The following is an 11,483-nucleotide window of genomic DNA, read 5'->3' as shown; positions in this document are numbered from 1 at the left end:
GGCGGATCCCGCGGACGCCGTCGTTCTCGAGACGCGCGACGCTCGTCACGCGCGCCTCCGGGAGGTCGAAGGGCGTCGCCGGCGCGTCCTCGCCCGGCCCGCGAATCGACGCCGCGCCGCGCAGCGCCTCGATCGCGGCGGAGGCCCCTCCCGCGATCCCCTCGAGCCGGCCCCCGATCGCGTGGCCGTGGAAGATCGGAACGGCCGCGAGTGAGACCTCCACCCGCACCGTCGCCGGCGCGAGCAACGTCTCGACCTCGAGCGAGATCCGCCCTTCGAGGGCGCCTCCTCCCGGGAGATCCGCCTGGGAGACGACGTTGAAGGCGAGCTGACGCCCGAAGACCTCGACGGGCGGGCGGTCGAAGCGGAGCAGGCGCAGGATCTGCTCCCGCAGCTCCTCGAGCCCCTCGCCGCCGAAATCGATCGCAGGCCGCATCACGAGGACGCTCGCGCGCGCGAGCCCGAGAGGCGTCCAGCGGGCGAGCATCTCGGCGAGCACGATGGAGATCGGGTGCGGCACCCGGCGCGGGCCCGGACCGGGAGGACGCAACGGGTCGTGGGCGAGGAACTCCGGGGGCAACAGTCCCACGAGATCCACCGCGCGTTGTCGGCAGGTCGGGTGCTCGGCCACACGCCGCGTGCTCTCCCCGGGGTCGCACAGGAAGACCACGTCCGCTCCGGCCACCTCGTCGGGCTCGGGGTCCTGCAGCAGGCGGGCCTCGCCGTCGTATTCGCCGAGCAGCGCCTCGCCGCGCGAAGCGCCGTACAGACGGACGTGGCTTCCCGGAATTCCACGGTCGGCGAGCGCCGCGCGGATGCGCGCTCCCTCCGTGCTCCCTGCGCCGACGAGCGCGTAGACCGGGATGGGCTCAGTGCGCGTGCGGACCATCCGTCGCCTCCTGGGCCGCGACGGGCCCGGTGGCCGGCCGCCGGCCGCGCACCAGCCAGCCGACCAGATACGCCGCCGGCGCCGTCAGCGCGTACGTCCCGGCAACCGCGAGGAACGACCATCGCGGCTCGATCAGGATCGCCGCCAGCAGCGCGGCCAGGACGAGGACCCACGCCGAGGAGCGCCGGTCGCGAAGGTTGAGCTCCTTGAACGCCCGGTAGCGCAGGCGCGAGACCATCAGCAGCGCGGCGGCGCAGAAGGCCGCCCCGAACAGCACCGCGGCCCACCGCTCGGCCGGAGGCTCCTGCACCGCGTAGACGATCGTCGCGACCACCCCCGCGGCGGCGGGGGACGGCAGCCCCACGAACCAGCGCTTGTCGGTGCTCGCGCTCTGGACGTTGAACCGCGCCAGGCGCATCGCCGCGCAGACGACGAACAGGAAGGCGACGAGCGCGCCGGTGCGGCGGAACGGCTCGAGGGCCCAGAAGAACGCGAGCGCGGACGGCGCGAGGCCGAACGACACCACGTCGGCCAGCGAGTCCAGCTGCATCCCCATCTCGGAGGTGGAGCCGGTCATGCGGGCGATCCGGCCGTCGAAGGCGTCGAGGATCGCCGCCAGGACGATCAGCTGCGCGGCGAACTCGAACCGGCCGCGGCTCGCGGCGAGCACGCACAGGAATCCGCACAGGAGGTTGCCGACGGTGAACAGGGCCGGGAGCAGATAGACCCCCCGGCGAACGGGTTTCGCGGTAGCCACCCGGGCACTATAACGACTCAGGCTTCAAAGCGCGCCAGCACGGACTCCCCGGCCGTCACCCGGTCTCCGATCGCCACCGCGGGGGCGGCCCCCGGCGGCAGATCGAGGTCGACGCGCGACCCGAAGCGGATCAGGCCGATCCGCTCACCGGCCGAAACGACCTGCCCTTCCTCCACCCGGACGACGATCCGGCGGGCGATCAGCCCCGCGACGAGCGTGAACGCCACCTCGCCGCGATCGGTGGCCAGGCGCAGGGTCGCCCGCTCGTTCTGTTCCGACGCCTCGTCCTTGAACGCCGCGAGGAACCGCCCCCGTTCGTGGCGCACCGAGACGATGCGCCCGGCGGCCGGCGCGCGACAGACGTGCACGTTCAGGGGGCTCATGAAGACGGAGATCCGGGACGGCCCGTCCTTGAGGATCCTCCCGTCGGCCGGGCTCGTGAGGATCCCGGGCGCCGCGGGGGTCGTGCGCTCCGGATCGCGGAAGAACCACAACGTGAACAGCAGGAAGGCCACGAACGGGATCGACGCCCAGAGGTTCCAGGCGCCCGCCGCGACCGCGAGCAGCATCGCGGGCACGGCGAAGGGGTACGCGGCGCGGTCGAGACTCACCTGCCGACCTTCTCGACCTCGAGCTGACGGGCGACCGCGCGCTCCATCTGGTCCTTGTAGAGCAGCTTCGTCTTCTTGAGGGTCGTCTCCTCCGTCCGCTCGGCGTCGGTCAGGAATCGGCGCCCCTGAAGCTCGGCGAGGCGCTCCTCGCACGCTTCGTGTTTGCGGGCGAGCCGACGGTAATCGGCGTCCTCGCGGGCGAGTCTCTCGCGGACGGCGTCGGGAGAGGTCATCGTCTGGGGTTCCTTTCCGCGGGATCCGGCTCCCGCAAGACCCGGGCCATGAGGATCGCGTCCTCGCCGTTGTCTTCGTAGTATCGCGGCCGCCGGCCGACCTCCCGGAATCCGAACGAGGCGTACAGCCGGCGCGCCCCTTCGTTGGACGGGCGGACTTCCAGGATCGCGCGATCGCACCCGAGCCGCGCCGCCCGCTCGATCGCCCGCGCGAGCAGCGCCCGCGCGTGCCCTCTTCTGCGATGCGAGGGCTCGACCGCGATGTTGTTGATCTCGAGGGTGCCCTCGACGATCCAGGTGCACGCGTAGGCGACGACGCGGCCGGACGCGCGCACGACCGGGTTGTAGGCGTTCGGATTGCCCCGGATCTCGTGGAGGAAGTGCTCGCGCGCCCACGGAGACGGGAACGCCGCGCGCTCGATCGCGAGCACCGCGTCGAGGTCGGACGTGCGCATCGCGTCGTCTTCGACCCCGGAGACGGCGCCCACCTCAGCGCGCCAGTTCCGCATCCGCCGGCCTCAGGTACAGGGGCTCCACATCCGCTCCGTGCCGCGCGCCCGCTTCCAGGCGCCGCCATGCCACGATACCCGCCGCCCCCGCCACGCCGCACCCCGCCCGACCCGGCTCCACCGCGAGCCCCCCGGCCTCCAGGAGCGCGGCGTATTTCTCCGCCCCCGGCCCGAAGGCGACCGCACCCCGCGGCGCCGCCTCGACGACGCTTCGCGGGGATCCCAGCCACGCCTCGCGGGTCGCCGCGGGCGGGACGCCGGACGGATCGAACACCGCGGCGAAGACCTCCCCGCGGGAGGCGTCGAGCACCGGAACCCTCGCCCCCGGGGCGGACCCCCGGTCCTGCGCCATCGCGTCGAGCGTTCCCACGCCCACGCACGCACGCCCCGACGCGAGGGCGAGACCGCGAAGCAGGCCGAGGCCGACGCGGATCCCGGTGAACGATCCGGGTCCGCGAACCGCGGCGAACGCGTCGATCGTCGCGCGCTCCCACCCGGCATCCGCCAGCGCCGCCTCGATCAGCGGGAGCAGACGCGCCGCGTGGGAATCGGTCACGTGCCGTCGGCGCTCGAGGGTCACCCTCCCGTCCTCGACGAGCGCGACGCCGGCCCACCAGGTGGAGGTGTCCAGCGCGAGCAGCCGCCTCATGCCGCCGGCCCCGCCCCGCGCTGCAGGTATCGCTCGAGGAACTCCACGAGGTCCGCGCCTCCCGGCTGCCCTTCGGGCTCGAAGACGACCCCGACCTCGAACCGGTCGGGGCCCTCGGGGGGAAGCTCCTCGAGACGGACGACGCGCCCGCGCAGTCTGAGCGCCCCGCCGTGCAGGGCGGCGACCCGGAACTCGATCTCCTCGCCGACCTCGAGCGGCTCCGGACAGGTGAACAGCAGTCCGCTGCGGCTGAGGTTGCGCGCCGGGCGGGCGACGAAGTCGCGCGGCGCCAGGACCTCGACCTCGCAGCGCTCCGGGTCGAGGTCGAACCGCAGGTAGCGCCTGCGCTCGGCCTGCCAGACCGACACCGCGTTTTTTCCCGACGCCTTCGCCGCGTAAAGCGCCTGCGCGGCGTGCGCGAGGATCTCCTCGGCCGATCCCCCGTCCTCCGGATGGCAAGCGATCCCGGCGGAGACGGTCAGGCCCACGGGGGCTCCCGCCGCCTCGCGACGCCGGAAGTGCCCCTCGATCTCGCGCCGGAATCGCTCGGCGACGAGGATGGCCCCGTTGCGGTCGGTTGCGGGGAGCAGGAGCGCGAGCTCGTCCCCGCCGGGCCGACCCGCGACGTCCACGTCGCGGATCTTGTTGTGCAGGAGCATCCCGGCTTCGCGCAGCAGCCGCACCGCGACCGGCGATCCGACGCGCTCGGAGACGTCCCCGAACCCGTCGAAGTCGAACAGGACGACCGCCGTCTTGTGCCCGTAACGCTTCGCGCGCCGCAACTCGGCCTGGAGCGCCGAGCGGAACGCCCGGTCGGAGGCGAGGCCGGTCTCCGGATCGGACGCGCCGCCGTCGCGCGTCGGCGGGGCCATCGCCAGGTCGAGTAGGGACGGATGCGCCAGGCGCCGGTTGCAGTTCACGAAGTAGTCGAAGGCGGCGACGCGAAGCCCCACGTCCCGCCCGAGCGCCAGGGCCATCTGATGGCGGTGACGGACGATCGCCTCCCAGTGCTCGCGCCCCTCGGATTCCTCGACCGCGAGGCCGGTCAGGATCGTGATCAGGAGCGCGTGCGCGCCGATCCCGTTCTCGCGCGACAACGCGTCGAGGCGCCCGAGCAACCGCTGCGCGTTGTGGGCGTCCTCCTGGAGCAGCTCGACGAGCTCGTCCTTGAGGCGGTCGGTCTGTTCCCTCGGGATCAACGGCTGGCCCCCGGCGTCGCGCGCGCCCGGGATACGTTGGAGGCTCGGCGGTCGCGGAGCAAGTCCGCCGGGAGGGGTGCGTCGAAGGAGACCCCCGCACGGCGGGCCGCTTCCGGGCCGGTCCCCCGGTCCTCGCGCACCACCCGGCCGCGGACGCGACGCTCGTCCCCCGCGCGGCTCTCGAACGCGAGGTCGATCGCCGAGGGCGGCGTCGCGATCCCTTCGTCCTCCAGGAGCGCCCCCCGGGCGCTCAGGTCCACGACGCGGGCGCGGCTCCACGCCGCGGCTCCGGCGCGACTCCAGGCCACGAACGTCCCCGGACGCGCCGGCCAGCGCACCTCGGCCCGACGCTCGAGGTGATGGAGGACGACCCGGTCCCGCCCGAATCGCTTGGCGCGATACAACGCGGCATCGGCGCGCTGGAGGAGATCCTGGGCGTAAGCCCCGTCCTCCGGCCAGGTCGCGATCCCGCCCGACAGGGTGAGCGCGAGCGCGGCGCCGTCGATCGTCTCCGACTCGAACGCCCTTCGGACCGCGCGCCGGACCCGCTCGGCGGCGGCGAACGCTCCCAGCCGCACCGCCTCGGGGAGCAGGAGCGCGAACTCGTCCCCCCCGAGCCGACCGGCCGTGTCGGCCTCGCGGGCCGTGCGCCGGAGGACGGTGCCGACGCGCTCGAGCACGACGTCGCCGAGGAGGTGACCGTGCCGGTCGTTCACCTCCTTGAACCCGTCGAGATCGAGGAGCACCACCGCGAGCGGGAGCCCGTAGCGCCGGGCGCGGCGGATCTCGAGGTCGAGGGCTTCCAGGAACGCCGCCCGGTTGACGAGGCCGGTGAGGGCGTCCGTCCTGGCCGATCGGGAGGTCCGTTCCCACGCGTCCATCTCGACGAGCGTGGGCTGATGGAGTCGACGCTCGACGTTCACGAGGTAGTCGGCCGCGGCGACGGCGAGCCCGGGATCCCGTCCGAGCGCCACGCCGAGCGAGGCGCGATGGGCGAGCACGCGCTCGATGAGGCCCCGGGCCTCTTCCTCCTCGAGATCGAGATGGAACAGGTTCAGGGCGGCCTGGGCGAACGGGGCGATTCCCTCGTTTTCGCCCCAGGCGCGCAATCGCTCGATCCGGCGAAGCGGTTCGACGCCCGGCTCTTCGAGCGTGCGCGCGAGTCGCCGGCGGGCCCGGTCCGCGAGGCGGGAAGCCTCCAAGCGCCACCCTCCCGGCCGGCGTGGAAGCCGGCCGAAACGCGCGAGGGGCGAATCGTACCACGCACGGAACGGGCGAACGGTCGAAACTCCGCGGTCACCGGTCCCCGATCGGCTCCTTCCCGCGCTAACCTGATGCAACCTTCGTGGGGGTCATGCGTACCACGGGGAGACCGGGAGGTGGTGGTTGACCGCGAACGACGTCGTGCGATCCGGGCTGCGGCGCTCCGAACCCCAGGAGGGACTCGCCGACGAGGCTCTGGTGGCGCTCGCCGCCGCCGGGGATCGCGAGGCGTTCGGGGAGCTCGTCCGGCGCCACCAGCGCCCGCTCATCGGGTTCCTGTTCCGGATGACCGGGAATCGGGACGCCGCCGCCGATCTCGCCCAGGACGTCTTCATCAAGGTCTACCAGTCGCTGGGATCGTTCGACCCGACGTACCGGTTCACGACCTGGCTCTACCGCATCGCCTCCAACTGGGCGATCGACCACCTCCGGCGCAAGCAGCCCAAGACGTGCTCTCTCGGCAACCCCGCGGACGATGACACGCCCACCGTCCCCGAGGTCGCGGGCCACGAACCCTCCCCGGACGACGTCCTTCGCCTGCGCGAGCTCGAGGCGCGGCTCGAGGACGCCATCGAGGCGCTTCCGCCCGCCTACCGTCAGTTGATCCTGCTCCGGCACCGCCAGCACCTGAGGTACGACGAGATCGCCCGCGCGACGCGCCTGCCGATCGGCACCGTCAAGAACCGGATCTTCCGCGCGCGCGAGATCCTGCGCGCCCGACTCTCGGACCTGCTGGACGCGGAGGCATGAGATGAGCGCCTGCCAGCGCCTCCGCCCCGCCCTGCTGCGCGTCGCCGACGGCGAGGCCGATCCCGCCGAGGCCCTTCGCGTCGCCCGTCACGTCGCCTCGTGCACGTCGTGCCGCATCGTCGCCCACCGGGAGCGTCGCCTGCGCGCCGCGTTCGAGGGACTCGAAGACGGCCCCACCGATTCGGCCTTCCTCGATCGCGTCATGGAGGCGCTCCCGTCGACGCCCCCGCCCCCGCCGATCGGCGTCGAGGCGCGCAGGCTGGCGTGGCTGCGGCGGCGCCGCAACCGGGTCCTGGGTTTCGGCCTGCTCGCCGTCACCGGTGCGGCGGCCGCCGCTCAGGCCGCGGGCGCGTGGTGGTTCGGGACGGGCACGGGGCTCCCGCATCTCACCCAGGTCTCCGAGAGCGGCTCCGCCCTCGGGGCCCTCGTGACCGCGCTGCTGATGACGGCGGGGTCGTTCTCGCCGGGTACCGTCGAGGCGCCCCACGTGGGTCTGCCCGCCGTCGTCGCCGGGGCCGCCTCCCTCGGAGCCGCGGGGTTGCTCGCCCTGGGAGCGGCGGCCGCGCTCGGTCTCCGGCGCGCGTTGTCCGAAGCTCGGTCGCGCTGAACCCTCAGGCCAGCCCGAACGCCCTCGCCTTCGCCGCCGCGACCTCCACCGGAACGCCCAGCGCACGCGCGACCGCCTCGAGGTCGCCCCGCGTCGCGCTCCACGCGCGGCGGACGTAGTACCGCTCGAACGACTCGATCCCTTCCGCCAGCGTCCGGAACTCCCGATAGAGATCGTCCGCCGCGGTCCTCGCTCCGCCCAGCTCGGCGGGAAGATCGGCCGCGTGCACCGTCGCGCCCGGCGCGGCCAGCAGGAGGCGCTCGACGACGTTGCGCAGCTCGCGGACGTTTCCCGGCCAGGCGTGCGCGCGCAGGGTCGCGAGCGCGTCGGGCGCCAGGCGGCGCTCGTCGCGCCCGTACTCGCGGGCCAGGTCGCGCATGAAACGTGTGGCGAAGACCTCGATGTCCTCCCTGCGCTCGCGCAGCGGCGGAACGTCCACGCGCACGACGTCGAGGCGCCGGGCCAGCTCCGGAACGATCCCCGCCGCCTCCGGTCCGGTGCTCGCGAGGGCGCGCAGCCCCGCCTCCGATTCGGCCAGCGCGGTCACCGTCGAAGCCAGCCGCAGCTGGATCGCCTCCGGAAGGCGGTGCACCTCCTCGAGGAAGACGCTCCCTCCCGAGGCGAGCGCGAGCCGGCCCCCCGACGCCGCGGGGCCGAACAGCGCCTCCTCCCCGCCGAGCGCGTCGAGGGCCCCGCACGGCACGGCCACGAAGGGCCCGTCGCCGCGCCTTCCGGTCGCGTGGATGCGGCGGGCGATGGTCTCCCGTCCCGTGCCGGGCTCGCCGCGCAAGAGCACGGGGCTGTCGGAGGTCGCGGCCGCCTCGGCGAGCGAGCGAAGCGCTCCGGCCGCGCGGCTCGCGCCGAGGATCTCGGTGTCGCGCCCGAGCTGCTGCAGCAGCGCGCGGTTGCGTCGCTCGAGGCGCCGCTGACGCAGCGCGTTGCGCAGCACGAGCAGCGTCTTCTCCAGGGAGAGCGGCTTCTCCACGAAGTCGAACGCGCCGAGCTTCGTCGCGCGGACCGCGGTGTCGATCGTGCCGTGACCGGAGATCATGACGACCGCGGCCTCGTCGCGCGCCTCGCGGAGCTTGGCGAGCGTGTCGAGACCGTCCATGCCGGGAAGCCACACGTCGAGGAGGATCGCGTCGAAGGGGGACGAGGCGGCCTCCGCGAGCCCGTCCTCTCCCGTGCCGGCCAGGACGACGTCGTAACCCTCGTCCTCGAGGATCGCCCCCAACGAGCTGCGGACGCCGGGCTCGTCGTCCACCAGAAGGATCCGCTCCCGCGCCATCGTCACGCCTCCCTCGCGGCTCCGGCCGGGGCCGGACCCGGCGGTGCCGGAATCTCGATCACGAACCGCAGGCCGCCCCACGTTCCGTCCTCGACGCGAATCGTGCCGCCGTGCTCGGTGACCACCCGGTGCACGATCGCCAGGCCCAGGCCCGTGCCGCGTCGCTTCATGGAGAAGTAGGGCTCGAACAGGCGCCCGCGCACCGCCGCCGGGACCCCCGGGCCGTCGTCCTCGACCTCGAGCCGCAGCGAACCCGGACCGTTCCACGGTTTCGCCGCGACGCGGATCCTTCCCTTCCCCGACAGCGCCGCCACGGCGTTGTCGAAGAGGTTCACGAGCACTCCCCGGATCTGCTCCGGGTCGACGCGCACGATGCCCAGCGCCGGATCGACCTCGCGCTCGATCGCGACTCCGCGATGACCGGAATACAGCGCCGCGACGGAGTCGACGATCGCGCCCGCGTCGACGGGCTCGGGTACGGGCTCCGGCAGGCGCGCGTAGCGGGAGAACTCGTCCACGAGGCGCTTGAGCGCCGCGACCTCGTGCTCGATGCTCCCGGTCGCCGCCGCGACGACCTCGGGAAGGTCTTCCGCCCCCTCGGCGAATTTCTTCCGCAGCCGCTGCGCGGACAGCTGGATCGGGGTGAGCGGGTTCTTGATCTCGTGCGCGACCCGGCGCGCGACTTCCTGCCAGGCGAGCGCCTTCTGCGCGCGCAGCAGCTCGGTCAGGTCCTCGACGACCAGCAACGTCCCGAGGTCCTCCCCCCGCGCCCCGTGAAGGCGCGCCACGTGCGCCGAGACGGCGACCGGGATCCCGCGGACGTGGATCACGAGCTCCCGCCGGTCGGCGCGGCTTCCCGAGGCGAGCACGTCGTCGATGACGGCGAGCAGCGGCGCCAGCCCCGGAGCCGCCAGACACGCCCGCAACGGCTCGCCGGGCGGAGCGGGTGCCCCGGCGATCGCGGCGAACGCGGGGTTCGACGTCGTGATCCGTCCCTCGTGGTCGACCGAGACGACCCCGCTCGAGAGCGCCGCGATGAGCGTCTCGACGTACCGGCGGCGCTCTTCGAGCTGCCGGTTGCTCTCCTGGATGTCCGCCGCCATCTCGTTGAAGGCCTCGACGAGCGTCGCGACCTCGTCCTGGGCCTTGGTCTCGACGCGCACGCCGAGGTTTCCGCCGGCGATCTCGCGCGCGGCGGCGGCGACCTGCTGCACGGGGATCGTGATCCGCCGGGCGATCGACAGTCCGACCCACGACGCGACGAACATCGTCGCCAGCCCGATGACCGCCACGAGGGAGTAATACAGACGCAGCAGCGAGCGCCGGTCGTCGCGGAACTGGCGGTACGCGACCTCCGCGGCGGCGATCCGCTCCATGCGCGCCGCGATCTCGCGACGCGCGAGCGTCCCGACCGCGGCGGCGCCGAAGACCTTCGGGCGTCCGTCGGCGTCGTATCCGCGCCACGGCACGGCCGCGTGGACGAGGAACGCGTCGCCGACCGGTTCCACGGTGAAGACGGTGCCTCCGCTCGACGCGGCCTGCTCGGCGAGGCGGCCCACGAGGCGGCGGGCCTCGGGGTCCCGCCCGGCGACCTCCGGCTCCCCGGCGGGCCGCACCACGGCGGCGGCGTCCCCGCCCTCGCGCGACAGCCACGCCTCCAGCCGCCGGGAGGTCTCCCCGGGCGGGATCGTCGCCGCCTCCTGCGCGAGCCGCGCCGCCAGGCGCAGCGCGCGCGACTCCTCCTCCCGGCCGGCCTCGTCGACGAGCTCGCGCGACTCGCGCACCACCTCCTCGACCGGGTTCGCGAGCAGGGTGTCCACCGTCGTCTTCAGGAACGCGGCGGCACCGTACGACAGAAGGAGCGCGGGGAGCAGGACGAGGGCCAGGAAGAAGAACACGAGCTTGGTGCGCAGGCGGGAGCCGAGGACGCCGCGGCGCCGCTCGAGGATGAGCAGCGCGACGTTCCGGATCAGCACCCCGACGAATCCGATCGCGAGGACGACGATGACGAGCGTGAGCGCGGTGAGCACGAGCCGGTTCGCGGCGACCTGGGGGCCCTCTTCGGCGAGGCGCTCGGCGGAGCGGTAAGCGGTCCAGAGCCCCCCGAAGGCGAGCGCCGCGATGGCGGACCAGCGCAGGATGCGACGCGCGCGGGCGCTCACGCCCCGGAGGCCTCCGCGGAGCCGGCGGCGAACGGGGCCAGGAACCACGCGTCGGGGGTGCCGTGGATCTTCCTCGCGAGGCGCGCGTGCAGGTCGTGCCCCGCGCGGTACGCCACGACGTGCCCCAAAAGCGGCCGGCCGAGAAGCGACAGGTCCCCCGTCAGGTCGAGCATCTTGTGGCGGACGAACTCGTCGGGGAACCGCAGTCCCGGGTTGAGGATGCCGCGCTCGCCCACGACGACCGCATTCTCGAGGGAACCGCCGAGCGCGAGTCCCGCCTTGCGCAAGGCCTCGACCTCGCTCTCGAAGGTGAACGTGCGCGCGGGCGCGAGCTTGGTCCGGAAGGCGTCGCCTCCCCACAGGCTCACCGTCAGCTCCTGGTAGCCGAGATTGGGATGGTCGAAGTCGATCGCGTAGGTGACCCGGTACTCGGCCGCCGGGTGGACCGAGATCGTCTTTTCGCCGTGCGCCAGCTCGATGGGGCGGACCACGTGGATGAAGAGCCGCTCGACGTCGCGCTCCACCGGTCCCGCTTCGAGGAGCGCCTCGACGAACGGCAGCGACGA

General features: G+C 73.6%; 13 protein-coding genes. 2 read left to right on the top strand and 11 right to left on the bottom strand.

What is annotated here, in order from left to right; genetic code table 11:
* From VF139_19445 to VF139_19410, 8 genes are all read right to left on the bottom strand, one after another.
* The coding region (locus VF139_19445; GenBank protein ID HEX6853580.1) for a hypothetical protein at nucleotides 1-889 on the bottom strand (889 nt) is incomplete at its 3' end.
* Entirely contained in the window at nucleotides 870-1,646 is a 777-nt protein-coding gene (pssA, locus tag VF139_19440) for a CDP-diacylglycerol--serine O-phosphatidyltransferase (GenBank protein HEX6853579.1), read from the bottom strand. The genes VF139_19445 and pssA, both read right to left, overlap by 20 nt.
* A gap of 17 nt (nucleotides 1,647-1,663) precedes the next feature.
* Nucleotides 1,664-2,257, bottom strand: a complete 594-nt coding sequence (locus VF139_19435; GenBank protein HEX6853578.1) for a phosphatidylserine decarboxylase — start codon at nucleotides 2,255-2,257, stop codon at nucleotides 1,664-1,666.
* On the bottom strand, nucleotides 2,254-2,490 hold the full coding sequence (locus VF139_19430; protein HEX6853577.1) for a hypothetical protein: 237 nt from the start codon (nucleotides 2,488-2,490) through the stop codon (nucleotides 2,254-2,256). Before VF139_19430 ends, VF139_19435 begins: the two co-directional genes overlap by 4 nt.
* Entirely contained in the window at nucleotides 2,487-2,999 is a 513-nt protein-coding gene (rimI, locus tag VF139_19425) for a ribosomal protein S18-alanine N-acetyltransferase (GenBank protein ID HEX6853576.1), read from the bottom strand. The genes VF139_19430 and rimI overlap by 4 nt, the downstream gene beginning before the upstream one ends.
* Nucleotides 2,980-3,648, bottom strand: coding sequence for a tRNA (adenosine(37)-N6)-threonylcarbamoyltransferase complex dimerization subunit type 1 TsaB (gene tsaB, locus VF139_19420; GenBank protein HEX6853575.1), 669 nt, complete (start codon nucleotides 3,646-3,648; stop codon nucleotides 2,980-2,982). The genes rimI and tsaB overlap by 20 nt, the downstream gene beginning before the upstream one ends.
* Nucleotides 3,645-4,847: a diguanylate cyclase gene (locus VF139_19415; protein ID HEX6853574.1), complete on the bottom strand. Its 1,203-nt coding sequence runs from the start codon at nucleotides 4,845-4,847 to the stop codon at nucleotides 3,645-3,647. Before VF139_19415 ends, tsaB begins: the two co-directional genes overlap by 4 nt.
* A complete protein-coding gene (locus VF139_19410) occupies nucleotides 4,844-6,049 on the bottom strand; it encodes a GGDEF domain-containing protein (protein ID HEX6853573.1) in 1,206 nt (401 codons plus the stop codon). The genes VF139_19415 and VF139_19410 overlap by 4 nt, the downstream gene beginning before the upstream one ends.
* A gap of 184 nt (nucleotides 6,050-6,233) precedes the next feature.
* Here VF139_19410 and VF139_19405 point away from each other — a divergent pair, with 184 nt between their 5' ends.
* Both VF139_19405 and VF139_19400 read left to right on the top strand, forming a co-directional pair.
* A complete protein-coding gene (locus VF139_19405; protein HEX6853572.1) occupies nucleotides 6,234-6,860 on the top strand; it encodes a sigma-70 family RNA polymerase sigma factor in 627 nt (208 codons plus the stop codon).
* A gap of 1 nt (nucleotide 6,861) precedes the next feature.
* On the top strand, nucleotides 6,862-7,467 hold the full coding sequence (locus VF139_19400) for a zf-HC2 domain-containing protein (protein ID HEX6853571.1): 606 nt from the start codon (nucleotides 6,862-6,864) through the stop codon (nucleotides 7,465-7,467).
* A gap of 4 nt (nucleotides 7,468-7,471) precedes the next feature.
* Here VF139_19400 and VF139_19395 read toward each other — a convergent pair whose 3' ends face one another.
* The 3 genes from VF139_19395 to VF139_19385 form a co-directional block, all read right to left on the bottom strand.
* A complete protein-coding gene (locus tag VF139_19395; GenBank protein ID HEX6853570.1) occupies nucleotides 7,472-8,755 on the bottom strand; it encodes a sigma-54 dependent transcriptional regulator in 1,284 nt (427 codons plus the stop codon).
* A 2-nt stretch (nucleotides 8,756-8,757) separates the two neighbouring features.
* Nucleotides 8,758-10,917: an ATP-binding protein gene (locus VF139_19390; protein ID HEX6853569.1), complete on the bottom strand. Its 2,160-nt coding sequence runs from the start codon at nucleotides 10,915-10,917 to the stop codon at nucleotides 8,758-8,760.
* Nucleotides 10,914-11,483, bottom strand: a 570-nt coding sequence (locus VF139_19385; protein HEX6853568.1) for a UDP-3-O-acyl-N-acetylglucosamine deacetylase, incomplete at its 5' end; no start/stop codon positions are given. The genes VF139_19390 and VF139_19385, both read right to left, overlap by 4 nt.

Source organism: Candidatus Polarisedimenticolaceae bacterium, assembly GCA_036376135.1.
Lineage (GTDB): Bacteria > Acidobacteriota > Polarisedimenticolia > Polarisedimenticolales > DASRJG01 > DASVAW01.
This window is presented reverse-complemented; position numbering and strand designations above follow the sequence as displayed.

What these genes read in the sequence shown, in the direction of transcription:
- VF139_19430 (HEX6853577.1), bottom strand. Translation starts at nt 2,490, where the DNA reads ATGACCTCTCCCGACGCCGTCCGCGAGAGACTCGCCCGCGAGGACGCC.
- rimI (HEX6853576.1), bottom strand. Translation starts at nt 2,999, where the DNA reads ATGCGGAACTGGCGCGCTGAGGTGGGCGCCGTCTCCGGGGTCGAAGAC.
- tsaB (HEX6853575.1), bottom strand. Translation starts at nt 3,648, where the DNA reads ATGAGGCGGCTGCTCGCGCTGGACACCTCCACCTGGTGGGCCGGCGTC.
- VF139_19400 (HEX6853571.1), top strand. Translation starts at nt 6,862, where the DNA reads ATGAGCGCCTGCCAGCGCCTCCGCCCCGCCCTGCTGCGCGTCGCCGAC.
- VF139_19395 (HEX6853570.1), bottom strand. Translation starts at nt 8,755, where the DNA reads ATGGCGCGGGAGCGGATCCTTCTGGTGGACGACGAGCCCGGCGTCCGC.